Below are 16,937 nucleotides of genomic sequence, written 5' to 3' on the forward strand. Positions count from 1 at the left end.
CGCCAATCCCTTGTCGATCAAAATACCCTAATCGTGTTTAGAAATTATCTTATTTCTCCCAGAGCGATTCACTTTCTCTAAGTTGTGTAGCGCTTCGTGATAGAGCTTTTCCAAAGACTGCTCGGCTTCGTTTATCATATTCTCAATCATCGCATCAAACGCGACATCACTCGGAATTTCGAGATCGTCTCCAACGTCAACCTCAAGAGAATTGACGTACAACACTAACCATTCGTCACCCTCTAAATGTCCTTCCCCGTGGACGACAAAAAAGCGCTTGGCAAATTCATCGTTGGTACAGTTTATCGCCTCAATTTGAATATTGAATGAGGAGTCGATACTCATGGTGCTCATGCCATCCGATTCATCAGATGCATCACAAACAGCCTTAACTTTGGCACGATACACGAAGGTTCGCGTTGAAAGCAGCATTGTATTATTCATCATTACTCATAATGGGCGATAAAGAAGTCAGTTGCAAATCCGACCTATATGCATCTTACGATGCTCTAAAACTCGAACTGGAAGTAAATGGTATTGTAGTTGCTCCCGCCTTTAATGCGCCCAAACTGGGACGCACTTTCGAAAATTGCTGAGCGGTGATGCAATGAATAACCCACCCACATATTTTCCCAGTTTTTTTGGTTGAATAAGTCACCTATATTTACATCAAACGAGAAGTCTAAGTAGTTCAGTAGCTTACTTGGTGTATAACCCTTGTCTTCCATTTCGGTTCCTTCGATGTAGGTAATGTTGTCGACGTATGACATACCTTCCGCAACACCAAATCGCCAAGTCGTTGGCCAATTAACGGTATAATAAGCCTTAATCGCCATCACGTATTCTGTGCTCGCGGACTGCACACTGGACGACCAGTGATGAACCAAACCTGGCGTTAAATAAATATCAAGAGGAAAACCAAACAACTCGTCCGTTAGCGGGTGCCCATAAAACAATGAAGTAAGTTGATTGTCGTATGGGTCTTTTTCTCTCTCAAAGCTAAATATTTCACCAATATTTGAAGGCGTCGCCCAACCATGCGCGATACGTAGGTATGGTTTATTGCTCAGTGTTGATTTCGGAGCTTTGCCTTTATCGTTGAAAAAGCCAAAACCGACAAACACTTCACCTTGATATCGGTCTTCTACAAGCTGGCTGTTGTAGGCATTATCATCTAAGCGAGTGACACTCGTCTCCCCCAATAAATACAAGTTGGAAGTCACATGATAACGCGCTTTGATGCCGAGGTTGGCGTCAAGTCCTGCTCCAATTCTTTCCCCAGTAACATCTTTAAACGCATAATATTCACTGTTGAAGTCAGCGTCTTTGTATCGAATCGTGATAGATGGCTCTAACTCCCAATCACCAAACGCATAATTAGCGGCAAGGCGATAATTAGAGTGAAACTGGAGTTCATCGTCCGTCATTAATTCTAACTCTGCGCGCCAGTTGTCGTTAATGCTATAACGAACTTGACCACCAAAGTCGACTCTGTCCCCTTCATTGGCATTTTGTAGCGACATGGGAATATCAACAAATCTCAATCGCATGATCGCACTCGCGCGCCAGTCAGAATCACTCTCGTCATACAGAAAAACGCCGCCTTCAATGCCATTGATATACAAATGCTCGTTTTCAAAGAACATCATTGGTACAAATGTACTCACCGTCGAGTCATTATCGGCGGTATAAAACGGGATCGATGCGGTGCGATACATCGCTGCAATTCCCCACGTTTGCTCTTCTACACCATACGCAGAAGAAGCCATCGCAGCTAAAGGCAAAGTGAGTGTTGTTAGAATTAATCTCTTCATGAGTTCGAAAAATGTTGGTTGAGAAGCAGGCAAACATCAATGATTTGCCATTTAAAGCTTATGTTCTTCTGATGATAGCCGTTACAATGACAAATGTTGTCATCCTCGTGACAGTTTGAGTCCCAAGATTATATTAATATTGCACGACTAGATGAGCTTATTTGTGAATATTTTACTATCGTAACAAGCTCTTAAAACTCTAGCTTAGTTCTAAATCAAACATAATGAAGTAAAAAGTGAAAGCATCAGAACTCATCTCTACCTTGAATCATTTACCCGCAGACACGGACCCAGACATTGTGATGGGAGAAGCATGGCTGCCTGAAAGGTTGATAGGGACTCAACTTGATGGTGACATGTTATTTTTGCACTTTGATAATGCTCCAGAAGATGGTCAGGGAGACGAAGAGGGACGCGGCTTCGTCGAGCACGAAATAGATCTAATCAGAACGCGACTTCAGCAGATTTTGGATGAAGACAGTGATAACGCGTCAAAAGCCGATGCCATGCTAGGTTTATTCCTTATGGGACATGAACTTAGCAGTTCACAAGTTATCGAAATATTAGAAGAAGAAGCTGACACATAAGGAGCCGTTTTGCCAGCATTGATGAATACGACTGAAACATCTTCACTTCCTCTTATCGTTGCAGGTCCGATTTTGCGCAAAGTGACCGCAACTGAAATCAATATTTGGCTAGTCACCACCCAACGCTTGGAGGGTATGGTGCAAATTACGGATGAAAACGCCTCCGTCCTTCATCAAGCCCCCTTAAGTGAGCAAAAAGAACAGCTTCAAATCGGTCTCAATGCGTGGTGCTGTTTGTTGCAATTAAAGGGCGAGTTTCCGCCCCATCAAACGTTACGCTATCAAATACAAACGCAACACGGCTCCGTAACGGAACTGCTTCCTCATCTGACTTATGAACGAGATAACTGTCCAAATTTGGGCGTTGAGTTCCTAATCAGCGAAAAAGCAGATTATGTTCTACATGGCTCGTGCCGGAATCCCCACCACTTCAGTAAAGATACATTGGTCGCTGCGGATCATAAAATCGCATCTCAAACCATCGAAGAAAGACCAGATATGCTCATCATGAGTGGTGACCAAATCTACGCAGACCATGTTGCAGGCCCTACTCTGGACGCCATCGAACAAGTCATTGCCCTACTCGGTTTACCGGGCGAAGAATTCGAGCAAGCGCCGATAAAAAATACCAATGCCCTCTACCAGCACTCAGCTTGTTATTATGGTCGGGACAAATTGTTGCCTCATTATGTGAATGATGGCAGTTTACTGAGTACGTTTTTCCCGCACAGAGGGACGCCAATATTCAGCGCCAAAGAGTGTGAAAACCATCTAATAAGCTTTGCCGAATGCTTTGCAATGTACTTATTGGTTTGGTCTCCGACCTTATGGAAGCTTATTCGGACAGATCGCTTATTAGAAAATGAGTTTACTGTCGGCGGAGCAACTCTCGACCCCAAATGGCAACAGCAATGGCGAGAAGAAAAAGCTCAAATAGATAAATTCGTCTCAGGTCTGGATAAGGTTCAACGCCTACTTGCTCACATTCCAACCTACATGATCTTTGATGATCACGATGTCACCGACGATTGGAACCTTACCATAGGCTGGGAACAAGCCGCGTACAGCAACGCCTTTGCAAAACGTATTATAGGCAACAGCCTGATTGCCTACTGGCTCTGCCAAGGGTGGGGAAACGCGCCAGAAAAATTCAATGATGAGTTTATGAGTATCGCTCAACGCTTTTTCAACGAGCGTTCCTCACAAACTCAAGATGCATTTATTCAATATTTGTATCGCTTTGAGAATTGGCATTACACCATTCCGACGACGCCAAAAGTTGTCGTGCTAGATACGCGAACCAGACGCTGGCGTTCTGAGTCTAAAATGAACAAGCCCTCTGGGTTAATGGACTGGGAAGCAATGATTGAGTTCCACCAAGAACTTGTTCATCAAGACAAAGTTATCATTGTTTCTGCCGCGCCAATGTTCGGAGTGAAATTTATCGAAGCACTGCAGCGAGTAGTAACGATGCTTGGTAAACCATTAATGGTCGATGCTGAAAACTGGATGGCGCACCCCGGAAGTGCGAATACGCTTATTAGTATTTTTACACATACTAAGACGCCGACCAATTTCGTTATTCTCTCTGGCGACGTGCACTACTCTTTTGCATACGACATTAAACTTCGCTACCGAAAAAATAGTCCGAATATCTATCAAATCACCTGTAGCGGGATTAAAAATCAGTTCCCAACCCAATTGCTCAATATTTGTGATGGTCTAGATAGACTGCTATATAGCCCTCGTTCACCTTTAAACTGGTTCACAAAACGTAAGCGGCTAAAGATCTACAAACGCGCACCAAGTACGCACAATTTTTATCGCTTAGTTAACCACAGCGCCATTGGTGAGCTACGTCTTGATGACGAAGGAAAGCCGAGTCAAATTAGCATTCTAACGAGCGATGGTGAAGAGGTACATTTTCCACCAACTCGTGCAGAAGGCTAAATCTCGCTCCCAAAATGACTTGCCCTTTCTTGAAGGCAAGTCATTTTGGCTGAACTTAAAAGTACGAGGGATTTGGGTAGATTAGCAAAGCTCTTGACTGTCAACGGCGTGCTAAATTTGATACCACACCTTGAGATCTACCGTATTTATGACCATGTTAACCAAATAAACAATAGCTCGGTGTTCAATATGTTTAACTCTCTTACCTCATTATTTAAACAGCTCATTGAAGGCTCTGATTTAAGCCAAACCAACACACTCTCTGCGAATATGGCTATCGCGTGCTTGCTGTGTGAAGTATCTGGCGCAGACCATAACGTCGATGATAAAGAGCAAGAAACAAAGCGTTCATTATTGATGAAGCTTCTGTCATTAAATGAAGAAGAATCAAATGCTTTGTTAGAGCAAGCGCAACAGAAAATAAAAGACTCCGCGTCTCTGTACGATTTTACTTCTCAACTGAGAGAATTGACTCAAGAAACACGCTACAACTTAATCAAAAGCATGTGGGAAGTGGCGTATGCCGATGGCGAAATTGATCCACTAGAAGATGCAGTGATCCGCAAAACAGCAGAACTACTCTACGTTGATCACAGTGAGTTCATTCGAGCAAAGTTGCAATCTCAGTAAGGAAACAAGGTAAACATGTAAGTCGCGCAAGCTATTTCAAGTCTACCGTGAAATGATGGCGAAGATTGAGTTCTATAGCCACAAAAAAACGCGCATTACGCGCGTTTTTCGATAAGCCAACGACATTGTTATTAAAATACTGGTCAAGATATGAATGTGTTTGACGAGCTCTACACTAAACAGATTCCATGACAAAACAACAATGGTTGAATGACGATTTGATTACAAGTTTGCCTATCTATAAAGGACTATTAAAGCATAGTCAGAGCAAGCTTCGCTAAATTGTACGCATCCACATAACCAGAATGTTGGCGCCCTTCCCAATCAATGCCTTTTGCTTCTTGAGCGGCTCGGTGACCAATACGTTTATCCTTAAGACGATTTTGAATGCGATAAAGCGTTGCTAAGTTGATGAACTCCGTAAATGGCGCTTCAATACCTTTTTGCTTACACTCTTCAAGCAGGATGAGGTCATCTCGGCCCCATGATGCATAAATCTTGTTTCGACCACCAAAGTTCTTAACCATGGATTTAAGCACTTCTTCTAATGGGCGCCCTTGTTTTTCAATTTTACGCGGCGTAATACCTGTTAGCTCGGCACAAAACAGCGAAACTTCATCATGTTCAGGTTTTACGTAGTATTGAGCTCGCTTGACTATCTCGCCTCTAGACAAATCTATTTCAGCCAACCCAACTTCGATAATTTCACCCGTACTGCCGACGCCATTTTCGTTCCAGCAACACATTTCTAAATCGAAGCATACAATACGGTTATGGTTCATAGTTTGTCTTGATTCCTAACATAAAATTTTAAAGCGTGGGATTCTACCGTAACACGGTGTAAAACTCGAATTTGCACGCCCATTTAATCGCCAATCGACACATTATTACGACCGTTTTTTTTACTCAAATAAAGTTGATTATCCATTTTGTGATACAAGCTTTCAGGATCTTCATCTTTATGGACAGCCGCGCCGATACTTAACGTGCAAATGATTGAAGCATCGCCATAGTCAAAAGCCGTACTTGCCACGATGCTCCGCAACTTTTCCAGATAAGCTTCCAGTGCTTCTTTATCAATGACTTTAGAAATAATACAGAACTCATCACCACCAGCACGATAAAATCGGTCTCCAGGCTTTAGATTCGCACTGACTAGCTTAGTCACATGCTGCAATGCTTCATCTCCCCCTAAATGACCGTGCTTGTCATTGATAACTTTGAAGTGGTCGATATCAAAACCAACCAATGCGAAGCTAACACCTTTGTTTATCTGGCTAAGCAAATGATCGTTAAACGCTCGGCGATTGAGTAACTGAGTTAGAGGGTCACGCTCAGCCATCCTTTTTAATTCGACGGTTTTAAGCTCTAACATAACCGCCAAGCGCTCTTTTTCTCGTGACTGTAAATTCACAATCCAACTAATCAAAAAGGCGATTACCAACCCGGCTAATGTCGTGCCCGCTAAAATAGAACGCTCCCAAGCAGAGACGGCATCAGAAAGTTTAAAATCAATCCGCCACTCACGATTAGGCAGTTGAATGGTACGGCTTATAACCGTTCCTCGAATGTTATCCCAGTTTGAACTTTGGAAGAGAACGGAGTCATCTGCTGCGTCAAAGCCTAAATCTTCTACGCGCACCGACATATCTAGCTCAGTCGCGGTTTTCGTGATCAAATCCTCAAAGTAAACCGTACTTCGAATCACCCCTGTCACTACACCTAATAAATGTTGGTTCTCGAAGTCAAACACTGGATGGAACACTAGCAGCCCAGTTTTAGGAATGGACTTGTCATACCCATCTTGCAGTAAGCGAACTTTATCCGAGACATTTGCTCGCCCATTTGTGGATATATCATCCAAGATGAGATCGAAGCGTTTACGTGAAAAATAGAAACCTAATAGAGAAAGGTTTTCTGGTGTTCTTGGATAAATATCCGATGCGATAAAAATTGGCTCTTTGTGTTCAAAAATGTACCCGTAGGTTTTGGGGCCATCTTTAGGAACGGTAAACGGTTGGAAATCAGGAAATGTTTGACGGGTCTTTAAAATATGCTCATCAAGGTCTTCGAATTCGACCTTTTGCATCCATTGAAGTCCGATTAGACTTCGCGAGCTATTGATTACTTGTTCCGCATACATTGGGAACGAAGACCAATAGGTGCGTTCAATCGAATGAAAAAAGTTTGCACCTGCACCAATAAACTTTAAATCATTTTCGACGTTCGCTTTCAGTGATTCTGCTTGTCGGTCAGCTAAAGTATCAAACGTCGTCTGCGTATACCGTTGCTGCATCGTATAAGCAGCACCGACCACACCAGCAGTGACACACAACGTCGCTGCAAAAGCTAGAATAGAGTCTGAATGTCGTTTGATAACGCTCTTGTGAGCGGTGCTTTGTGTCATATCGTAATTTTGATACTTCCGTAAGTTAAACTTCGGGATCTATTGAAATACTGCGTTAGCAACGCACAAACATCAAGCAACAACCTATGCTGGGCAGTCCGATCGTCGATTTTTCACGCTGTTCGTACGGTATAGTCACGAATTATTACAGCCTTAAGCCTTGAATATGCTACCATCCGTCATCATTTTAATGTCTAAACTTGGTGCAAGATCGCAAAGACGATCGTTTTAGTGAACACATATGAGCCAATACTGAGCACCAATAATCAATAGAAAGAGAAAAAACGTCATGAACATTGATTTGAACCTAATTCCTCAAACGTTCGATATGCTTCACGCTGGCCTAACCGCATCGAGCGTTTTGCTTCTTTTAGTCGCGGTCTCTCGCAAATCAAAAGTGGTTGAGAAAGTCGTAGAAAAACCGGTCGAGAAAATCGTCGAAGTTGAGAAGCCAGTTGAGAAGATCGTCGAAGTAGAAAAAGTCGTTGAAGTTGAGAAAGTCGTAGAAAAAGTCGTTGAAGTTGAATCGAAACTCGCAACAGCTTCTACTGATTCTGCAATGCAGCTACTCTCTATCATGCAACAAGAAGCTCGTCTGATCGACTTCCTACAAGAAGACCTAACTTCGTTCTCTGATGAAGAAGTAGGCGCAGCAGCTCGCGTAATTCATACTGGTGGGCAGAAAGTATTGAACGATTACGTGACACTTGCGCACGTTCGCAACGAAGACGAAGAAACTCGTATTACGGTTGAAGAAGGCTTCAACCCACAAGAAATCCGCCTTACTGGCAACGTGACAGGTAGCGCGCCATTCCAAGGCACGTTAGTGCACAAAGGCTGGAAGGCAACATCGATGAACCTTCCTAAGCTGGCTGAAAACTACGATGCATCTGTGATTGCTCCAGCCGAGGTTGAGCTGTAATGGAACACATGAACCAAGAAAACCATTCTCAAGAAGCGTCTGTTGAAACTCAACAGACGCCTAAATTCAGTGTTGGTATCGACTTAGGTACAACACACTGTGTCATGTCTTTTGTTGATACACACGACGAAGATGCTCGCGTTAAAGTGATGCCTATCCCGCAGCTTACTGCGCCAGGTACAGTAGAGACTCGCAGCCAATTAGGCTCTTTCCTATACCAACCACACGAACACGAAATGAACCCGCAATCACGCGTTCTTCCGTGGTCGAGCGAGCCAAAAGCTCTAGTTGGTGCAATTGCACGTAACCTAGGTTCAAAAACACCAATTCGTCTTGTTGCAAGTGCGAAATCTTGGCTTTGCCACGGTGGTGTAAACCGTCGTGACGCATTCCTACCAGCAGGTAGCCCTGAAGAAGTGGAAAAAGTATCCCCTCTTCGCGCGACAGAGCTTTACCTAGAGCACCTAAAAGATGCTTGGAATCACGCGAACCCAAATCACAAACTTGCCGATCAAGACGTTACCATTACGGTTCCGGCTTCTTTCGATCCTGCTGCTCGTGATCTAACTGCAGAAGCAGCACGCAACGTTGGTTTTGTGCACCTAACGCTTCTAGAAGAGCCACAAGCTGCACTTTACAACTGGATTGATAACAGCAACGACAAATGGCGCGACGAAGTTGAAGTTGGCGACATCGTGCTTGTGGTCGATATCGGTGGTGGTACAACTGACCTGTCTTTGGTTGAAGTAACTGAAGACGACGGCAACCTAACTTTGAACCGCATCGCGGTAGGTGAACACATCCTACTTGGCGGTGACAACATGGACCTTGCACTTGCGTACCGCTTGAAGATGAAGCTAGCGCAAGAAGGCAAAGAGCTACAGCCGTGGCAAGTTCAGGCGATGACGCACGCATGTCGTGACGCGAAAGAAGCGCTATTGAACGACAGCGAACTTCAGTCAGTACCAATCGTGGTACCAAGCCGCGGTTCTAAACTGCTTGGCGCAACGTTGAAGACAGAACTGACTCAAGAAGAAGTACAACAAACATTGGTTGACGGCTTCTTCCCTCAAGTTGCGATTACGGACCACCCTGTTCAACGTAACCGTGGTGCACTAACACAAATGGGTCTGCCTTACGCACAAGATGCGGGTATTACTCGCCACATTGCAGCATTCTTGTCTAAGCAAGCACACGCGCAAAGCGGTGGTGAATCAGCGCAAGCTCAAGATTTCAACCCATTTGCAAACATGCCAGGTATGCCTGGCGCGGATGCAGCGCAATCGGCTGACTTCATCAAGCCAACAGCAATCCTATTCAACGGCGGTGTTCTGAAATCGAAACTTCTAGCAACTCGTCTAGAAGACACGATCAACGAATGGCTAATTGAAGCAGACGCAGAAATGGCGAAACGCCTAACAGGTGTGGATCTAGACCTTGCGGTTGCTAGCGGTGCGGCTTACTACGGCTCTGTGCGTCGTGGTCAAGGCGTTCGTATCCGCGGCGGTATTGCTTCGGCGTACTACGTGGGTATCGAAAGTGCGATGCCTGCGATTCCGGGCATGGCACCTCCAATGGAAGCACTGTGTGTAGCACCATTTGGTATGGAAGAAGGCTCAAGCGTTGACGTACCAAGCCAAGAGTTTGGTTTGATCATCGGCCAGCCAGTTAACTTCCAATTCTTCGGCTCAACCGTTCGTCGTGACGACCTAGCAGGTACTCACCTTGACTACTGGGCACCAGAAGAGCTTGAAGAGCTACCAGAAATCCAAGTAACGCTGCCTGTATCAGAAGGTCGTCGTGAAGGTGAAGTGGTTCCAGTTACCCTAGCTTCTCGCGTAACAGAGCTTGGTACGCTTTACTTAGAAGCCATTGCCGCTGATAACGGGCAAAAATGGCATGTTGAGTTCGATGTGCGCGAAGACGCGAAAAGTGACTCAAACGAAGAACAATAATTAGAAGTCAAACGGCATCCAATCGGGTGCCGTTTTTAAATACACGAAGGTTTGGTTTTGTATGGCATCTCCTCGTTTCCTTGTTGGTATTGACCTCGGCACCACAAACACTGTGGTGGCCTACTGTGAAATCACCGACAACCTTGAACAATCCGAAGTATCCCTATTTGACATCGACCAACTGATTGGTCCGGGCGAAGTCGTTCGTAAACCACTTCTGCCCTCTTTCCGCTATCATCCAGCTGTAGGTCAAATCTCCCCTTCTGACCTCACTCTTCCTTGGGACAACGAACCTGTTGCTGGCGACATTAACAATGTCATCGTTGGTGAATGGGCTCGTGAATTAGGCGCGAAGGTGGAAGGACGTCAGGTATCCAGTGCAAAAAGCTGGCTATCGCACCAAGCGGTAGATCGTAGCTCAGACATTCTCCCTTGGGCTGGCGCGCAAGACGTGGATAAAGTCTCACCCGTCATTGCCAGCGCAAGCTACCTCAACCACATTCGTCAAGCATGGAACTACCGTCACCCTAGCAACAAGCTAGAAGACCAAGATGTGGTTGTGACTGTTCCAGCATCATTCGATGAGACGGCTCGTAAGCTCACGCTTGAAGCCGCAGAGTTGGCAGGTTTAAAGAAAATCGTCCTGCTCGAAGAGCCACAAGCCGTATGTTACGACTGGTACGCACGCCATCAGAAAGCCGCAGCTGATGAGCTCAAAGAGCTACCGCTGATTCTGGTGTGCGATGTGGGCGGTGGTACCACCGACTTAAGCTTGATTGAAGCAAGTTTCTCTTCTCAAGATGAGCTAGCCCTTGATCGTATTGGCGTTGGCGAACACTTGATGCTGGGTGGTGATAACCTCGACTTAGCATTAGCACACCTTGCAGAAAGCCGCTTCAATCAAAGTAAGAAGCTCACTGCAGCAAGCCTAACAAAGCTAATTCAGCAAACACGTAAAGCGAAAGAGAACCTGCTTTCAGCGAGCGCACCTGACGAAGTGAAGATCACCATGTTAGGTAGCGGCTCTAAGCTACTTGGGGGCACAAAGAGTATTGCTCTAAGCAAACAAGAAGTGCACCAAATCGCATTAGATGGCTTCTTCCCGCTTTCTGATTTCAGTGAAGTACCAGACAAACGCCGCAGCGCAGTTGTCGAGTTTGGCCTTCCATACGTTGCTGACCCAGCGGTGAGCAAGCACGTTGCCGAGTTCTTAACGATGCATCAGCAAGTGTCTCGTGCCGCTCTTGGCATCGAAGACGACAAACAAAATGCCATTCCAGTCGGTTTGCTACTCAACGGTGGCGTGTTCAACAGTGATCTGGTGACTGAGCGTGTCACTACCCTACTGTCCGATTGGCGCGGCGCTCCGGTTACGGTATTAGATAACCCACATCCAGATTGGTCTGTTGCGCTGGGTGCTGTTGCGTTTGGTAAAGCACGTCGTGGTGCACAGCTTAAAATTGGTGGTGGTGCAGCCCGTTCTTACTTCTTGCATCTTCAAGAAAAGAACAAAATGGGCAAAGCGCTCTGTTTGCTTGCAAAAGGTACAGAAGAAGGTCACGAGATCCGTTTAAGCGGTCGTCGTTTCTCGCTCACTCTTGGAGAGCCAGTCCGCTTTAACCTGCTGACTTCTACCCACGACACCTTAACCAATAACACCGCTATTCAAAACGGCGTGATGGTTGACGTTGACCCAGACTTGTTTGCTCCTCTGCCGCCTTATATCACCACCCTTGAAGGTGAAGGTGCCGAACTGCAAGCCAACCAGAAAGAGCGCGTAGAAGTACAACTGGCGTGTCAGTTGACTGAAGTCGGCACACTTAAGATGGAATGTGTCAGCGCAGAAGACGACAACAAACGTTGGGAACTCGAATTTGAAGTCCGTAACAAGCAAACCGATGACAGCGAGCAAGTTAAGCTTCACCCTAAACTGAACGAATGTAAGGGGCTAATCGCTCGCCTATACAGCGGTAACAAAAAAAGCGCAGAAGGCAAAGAGATCAAAACCTTAGCCAAAGATCTTGAGAAGAAGCTCGGCAAACGTGACGAGTGGGATTTCACTACCCTACGTCAACTGTTTGATACCTTTGCACAAGGTCGTAAACGTCGCCGTCGTTCTGAACAGCACGAGAAAAACTGGCTTCGTTTGGCGGGCTTTGCACTGCGTCCGGGCTTTGGCGATCCAACAGACTCTTGGCGCATTGAGCAAGTTTGGGGCCTCTACCAACAAAACATTCAGTTCAAAAACCATCAAGGTTGGACTGACTGGTGGGTATTCTGGCGTCGTATTGCCGGTGGTTTAAGCCAAGAGCAGCAAGAGACCATCTTGGCGGACATCGCGAAATACCTACACCCTGGCGCGATGAAAAACCCACAGTCAGCTAAAGCGGCACAAGACATGGGTTATGAATCCATGGTTCGATTGGCGGCGTCGCTTGAACACCTAGAAGTCGAAGACAAAGTTCTATTGGCAACGTGGTTCTTGAGCAAAGCCATCAACCAAAACCAGTTTGAACAAGCGCACTGGTGGGCATTGGGACGCTTGGCATCGCGAACGCCACTTTATGGCAGCCAGCACAACGTCATTCCTCGTGAACAAGCGGAACAGTGGCTACCTAAATTACTGGAACAAAACTGGCAGAAAGAACCAATGATCGCTTTCGCAGCCGTAATGATTTGTCGTAAGACGGGCGACCGACTATTCGATATCTCTGACGACTACCGTGAGCAGGTCTTGGTTAAGTTGAAGCAAAGCAAGGTGCCTGAATCTTGGGTATCACTGGTTGAAGAAGTGAAAGAGCTCTCAGAAAGTGAGTCAAAACGTGTCTTCGGTGATGCTTTACCAAGCGGTTTAACGCTGGTTCATCATTAAATCCACTCTACACAAGAACACGAGTTAGACGTACAAAGCCCTTCCGACGAAGGGCTTTGTTGTATCGCATTCTTTTGGTTTTGGTCGTGTACAACGCGCTAATTCATTTCTGTCGTAATTACTACATCACGCGTTTCGTTATCCATATCACTAATACCGACCACCGACACTTCTCTGTCCGATAGAGTCTCAATTAAGCTGTCTTCTAATCCGCCATCAGCCAGCCAAGTATAAAATTTATCCGCGATACGCTCCGAACCTTCCCCGACAAACGTTAATGTGACCTTCTTCATTTGTGACACTCCATCAATTTACGATTCAGCCACTTAAGCGTAGTATGTTTCGCAAATATCGACATAAACTAGGACTAACTTCTTTTATGAGTATCGAAAAATTTGACGCGATTTATCAACGTGCTGCTGAGCGAAAAGGCGGAGAAGATCAGCTTGAAGCGCTATTGTCTCACCCATTAAGTAAAGAGGAATTAGCAGCGATTCCCGATGACCGTTGGCTCGCCGCTTTTTCGATGAAGGTGTTCCAAAGTGGGATTTCGTGGAGCGTGGTTCGCAATAAGTGGCCGAACTTCGAAGAAGTGTTCTTCGGATTTAAGATTGAGCCGCTATTGATGCTGTCTGACGAACAATGGGAAACCAAAGCAACGGACAAACGCATTATTCGCCACCTCACAAAAGTCATGTCGATTCCGGCCAACGCTCGCATGATCCATGAAGCAAGAATCGAATATGGCTCGTTCAGTAACATGATTGCTGAATGGCCTCGGGAAAAGATCACGGATCTATGGGGCTACTTGAAGAAGCATGGTAGTCGTTTGGGTGGAAATACAGGCCCTTACACTTTACGCCAAATGGGCGTTGATACCTTTATCTTGTCTAGCGACGTCGAGGCTTACCTGCGCAATTGCAAGATCATTGAAGGTGGCAAAGACACGAAAAAGTCCTTGGACTCTGCTAATAAAGCCTTTATTCAGTGGCAGCAAGAAAGTGGAAGAAGCTTGACCGAAATCAGTCAAATTATCGCGTTTAGTACTGGTGACAACCGAATTTAAACAAGCACTTTGTAGCTCGGGGGGCGAAATTCCGGCCCCCTATAACGCATGATATTTGCGCGAATCACTCTACTTTAGCTCTTGCTGATATTACTACTTTCTCGATTCCTCCAAAAAATCCCTCCTTAAAGTGGCAAAATCCCCCTTCAAATCACAAAAAGTTATCATATCGACAAATTATTTTTCTTGTTCAATATTTTTATTTATCAAATATTTAATTACAAGTGCCCAGTTTTTAGGCACTAAATATTGATGACGCTCAATTGCATTGCGCTGACAAACTGACTAGGATACACGCCCTTCCTGAGTGAACTATCAGAAACTTGATCGAGGAATTTATTCAAATTTCTCAACACTTCGTGAGCACTCACAACAATTGCACTCACTTTATAGATTTAAGGATCAACAGATCCGTTAATACAAATTCGACAGCGCAATAAAGTGCTGACTAGAACAACCATGACGCGATGTCACATGAGTGACTATTTTCGTGGTTTTGTGCTGGAAGTTATTTATTACATCAAGGCTGCTTAAAAGGATGAGCCCCTTGAACGCATTTACTGGAGGACAAGAAATGCCAAAAGGTCTAATGCTGACTGACTTAGCCATCGCTGGCTTACTATTAATTGCAGCAAAAGTAATTCGTGTACATATGCCTTTACTACAACGCATGTACATTCCATCTGCTGTATTGGCTGGGTTATTTGGTCTTATTTTTGGCCCAGCTCTGCTTAACGTATTACCTTGGACAGATACCTTTACCGCAAACGCAAGCCTCTTAACTGCTGCACTTTTTTCTGCGTTGGGTTTAGCAACAGATGTCCCGTCACCAAAAGTGGTTGCTCAACGAGCAGGCTCATTGTGGGCGTTTAACCAAATTGCATCCGTGTCGCAATGGCTGTTTGCAGCAATGTTTGGTTTAGTACTTACCACCTTCTTTTGGCCTGAGATTAATCCTGGGTTTGGCGTAACCATGTCCGCTGGATTCATGGGCGGACATGGTTCAGCATCTGTAGTCGGTGAAATCTTCACGGGACTTGGTTGGGAAGATGGCTTCACGCTCGGTTTAACGTTCGCCACAGTTGGGATCTTTATTTCAATCTCTGTGGGCATGTTAATGCTTCAGTTTGCGTTGAAAATGGGCTGGATTCGTAGCTTTACGACATTCGACAGCATGGACGAACACGAACGCAAAGGCTTAGTGAAACCTGACGATCAAGAACCTGTGATGAAAGATACGATGTCATCATTGTCAGTCGATTCTTTCGCAATTCACGCGGCGCTGGTTGTAGTGGTAACGGCTTTCTCTTATGTAGCAGCCAACTACTTATCTTCTTTTCACGATAAGGTACAAATTCCGACTTTCGTTACTGGCTTTCTAGGCGGTATGTTAGTTCGAATCATCGCTAAGCAAACCAAGGCATCTCATTACCTATGTGACGGCGCATTCAAACACGCAGCGGGTATTAGTACGGATTACCTGATCATCTTTGGTATTTCAGCTATTAAGATCACGGTTCTAGCGCAGTATTTAATGCCAATGGTAGTGCTCGCAATTGGTGGTATCGCGTTCACGCTATGGCTTATCTTTTGGGTTGCACCTCGCATCATGGGAGATGACTGGTTTGAGAAAGGCATTTTCTCTTGGGGATGGTTAACAGGTACAGTCGCTATGGGTATCGCGTTATTACGCATTGTCGACCCCAAAATGCGCAGTAAAGTGTTAGACGACTATGCTATCGCTTATGTTCCAGGCTCAATTACGGACATTTTCATCATCTCGCTTATGCCAATCGCAATGTATAACGGCATGCACTGGCAAGCGTTAGGTGTTGGTCTAACCTATATTGCCATTGTCTTATTCATTTGGCGATTTGTATTTAAGCGCAGCGGTCAAGCCGTCGCAAACGAGTCTTAATTGATCATTTCGGGAGGTATTTTATCCTCCCGAATTTAACTCTCTCCCCTTATTCGATAGCCGCCTCCCACCAGCATGTAACAAATAAGCAACTTGTTTTATATTTAAGATCTGCAAGCTTGGTCACTCCTTCCCATCCTTTTTTAATACTTGACCTGCGCATTTTTATATCAAAATAGCCGCCAAACTATTCATGACTCATGGAGAAAAGGCAGTGCATCGCTCTCAAGGATTTACCCTCATTGAACTCATTGTGTGCATCATTATCCTTGGTGTCGTTAGTGTTATTGCCCTTCCTAAATTTCTTGGTCTGCAAAAAGATGCTCGAGTGGCGGTTCTATATGGCGCGAGGGAAGCGCTCATGACTGCAAACAACTTTGTGTACACCAAAGCCGTTATTCAATCTCAAGAGACGGTAGATGGCGACAAACAATATAACATTGATCTAGATAATGACGGCAATAACGACCTAATTGGTTACTTTGGATTCATTAAGAATGTCATTCCCGCAAAAGAGCTGGCAGGTTTCGACCCTCAACTCACTATCAATACTTGGTACGGGGTAGACAGCCCGGACGAACCCTATTTCCTTATCGGCTTTGCAAACAAACCTGTTGGTCCAGACCATATGTGTTATGTCGAAGTTTACTACCCAGAAACTCCAGGAGGCCAAGTCAGCTACAAAATACAAACTGACGACTGCTAGTTCCCCTAGTGAGTGAAAGTAACAGTTGCACTTTTGGTGCTTTCATCGCTTTTAGCAGAATACTGGCCCCAAAACCCATTATTAACAACTATTTCACATAATGTTGTTTC

14 protein-coding genes are annotated in these 16,937 nt (G+C 45.1%); 9 read left to right on the forward strand and 5 right to left on the reverse strand.

Annotated features, from left to right (window positions below):
* Positions 1-27: 27 nt before the first annotated feature.
* Together CBX98_RS00845 and CBX98_RS00850 are read right to left on the reverse strand one after the other, a co-directional pair.
* Entirely contained in the window at positions 28-447 is a 420-nt protein-coding gene (locus tag CBX98_RS00845; RefSeq protein WP_225311865.1) for a hypothetical protein, read from the reverse strand.
* 62 nt (positions 448-509) lie between these two features.
* Complete coding sequence (locus CBX98_RS00850; protein ID WP_109168367.1) at positions 510-1,814, reverse strand: MipA/OmpV family protein; 1,305 nt, start codon at positions 1,812-1,814, stop codon at positions 510-512.
* Between the two features lie 236 nt (positions 1,815-2,050).
* Here CBX98_RS00850 and CBX98_RS00855 point away from each other — a divergent pair, with 236 nt between their 5' ends.
* The 3 genes from CBX98_RS00855 to CBX98_RS00865 all read left to right on the forward strand — a co-directional run bounded on the left by CBX98_RS00855 (position 2,051) and on the right by CBX98_RS00865 (position 4,981).
* Entirely contained in the window at positions 2,051-2,401 is a 351-nt protein-coding gene (locus CBX98_RS00855) for a hypothetical protein (protein WP_005377676.1), read from the forward strand.
* A 9-nt stretch (positions 2,402-2,410) separates the two neighbouring features.
* Positions 2,411-4,351 carry an alkaline phosphatase D family protein gene (locus CBX98_RS00860; RefSeq protein ID WP_172605906.1) on the forward strand — a complete coding sequence of 647 codons (1,941 nt, stop codon included), beginning with the start codon at positions 2,411-2,413 and terminating at the stop codon, positions 4,349-4,351.
* A gap of 189 nt (positions 4,352-4,540) precedes the next feature.
* Complete coding sequence (locus tag CBX98_RS00865) at positions 4,541-4,981, forward strand: TerB family tellurite resistance protein (RefSeq protein WP_109168634.1); 441 nt, start codon at positions 4,541-4,543, stop codon at positions 4,979-4,981.
* Between the two features lie 251 nt (positions 4,982-5,232).
* Here the strand turns inward: CBX98_RS00865 and CBX98_RS00870 are convergent, their stop codons facing one another.
* Both CBX98_RS00870 and CBX98_RS00875 read right to left on the reverse strand, forming a co-directional pair.
* Complete coding sequence (locus CBX98_RS00870) at positions 5,233-5,763, reverse strand: 3'-5' exonuclease (protein WP_005394213.1); 531 nt, start codon at positions 5,761-5,763, stop codon at positions 5,233-5,235.
* A gap of 83 nt (positions 5,764-5,846) precedes the next feature.
* Positions 5,847-7,388 (reverse strand): sensor domain-containing diguanylate cyclase, encoded by a 1,542-nt coding sequence (locus CBX98_RS00875; RefSeq protein WP_109168369.1) that lies wholly within the window; start codon positions 7,386-7,388, stop codon positions 5,847-5,849.
* A gap of 289 nt (positions 7,389-7,677) precedes the next feature.
* Here CBX98_RS00875 and CBX98_RS00880 point away from each other — a divergent pair, with 289 nt between their 5' ends.
* The 3 genes from CBX98_RS00880 (at position 7,678) to CBX98_RS00890 (ending at position 13,137) form a co-directional block, all read left to right on the forward strand.
* Complete coding sequence (locus tag CBX98_RS00880; protein WP_005394205.1) at positions 7,678-8,310, forward strand: DUF2760 domain-containing protein; 633 nt, start codon at positions 7,678-7,680, stop codon at positions 8,308-8,310.
* Positions 8,310-10,265 (forward strand): Hsp70 family protein, encoded by a 1,956-nt coding sequence (locus CBX98_RS00885; protein WP_172605907.1) that lies wholly within the window; start codon positions 8,310-8,312, stop codon positions 10,263-10,265. The genes CBX98_RS00880 and CBX98_RS00885 overlap by 1 nt, the downstream gene beginning before the upstream one ends.
* A 61-nt stretch (positions 10,266-10,326) precedes the next feature.
* Positions 10,327-13,137, forward strand: a complete 2,811-nt coding sequence (locus tag CBX98_RS00890; RefSeq protein ID WP_109168370.1) for an Hsp70 family protein — start codon at positions 10,327-10,329, stop codon at positions 13,135-13,137.
* Between the two features lie 98 nt (positions 13,138-13,235).
* On the opposite strand, the gene CBX98_RS00895 is transcribed toward CBX98_RS00890, so the two are convergent.
* Positions 13,236-13,430, reverse strand: coding sequence for a hypothetical protein (locus CBX98_RS00895; RefSeq protein ID WP_005394200.1), 195 nt, complete (start codon positions 13,428-13,430; stop codon positions 13,236-13,238).
* Between the two features lie 86 nt (positions 13,431-13,516).
* Between CBX98_RS00895 and CBX98_RS00900 the strand changes: the two genes are divergently transcribed.
* The 3 genes from CBX98_RS00900 to CBX98_RS00910 all read left to right on the forward strand — a co-directional run bounded on the left by CBX98_RS00900 (position 13,517) and on the right by CBX98_RS00910 (position 16,827).
* Positions 13,517-14,203, forward strand: coding sequence for a DNA-3-methyladenine glycosylase I (locus tag CBX98_RS00900; RefSeq protein WP_046875233.1), 687 nt, complete (start codon positions 13,517-13,519; stop codon positions 14,201-14,203).
* 574 nt (positions 14,204-14,777) lie between these two features.
* Positions 14,778-16,121, forward strand: coding sequence for a sodium:glutamate symporter (locus CBX98_RS00905; protein ID WP_109168372.1), 1,344 nt, complete (start codon positions 14,778-14,780; stop codon positions 16,119-16,121).
* A 214-nt stretch (positions 16,122-16,335) separates the two neighbouring features.
* Positions 16,336-16,827: a type II secretion system protein gene (locus CBX98_RS00910; protein WP_101911898.1), complete on the forward strand. Its 492-nt coding sequence runs from the start codon at positions 16,336-16,338 to the stop codon at positions 16,825-16,827.
* Positions 16,828-16,937 lie beyond the last annotated feature (110 nt).

This window comes from Vibrio sp. T9, from assembly GCF_003123985.1.
Classification (GTDB): domain Bacteria; phylum Pseudomonadota; class Gammaproteobacteria; order Enterobacterales; family Vibrionaceae; genus Vibrio; species Vibrio diabolicus.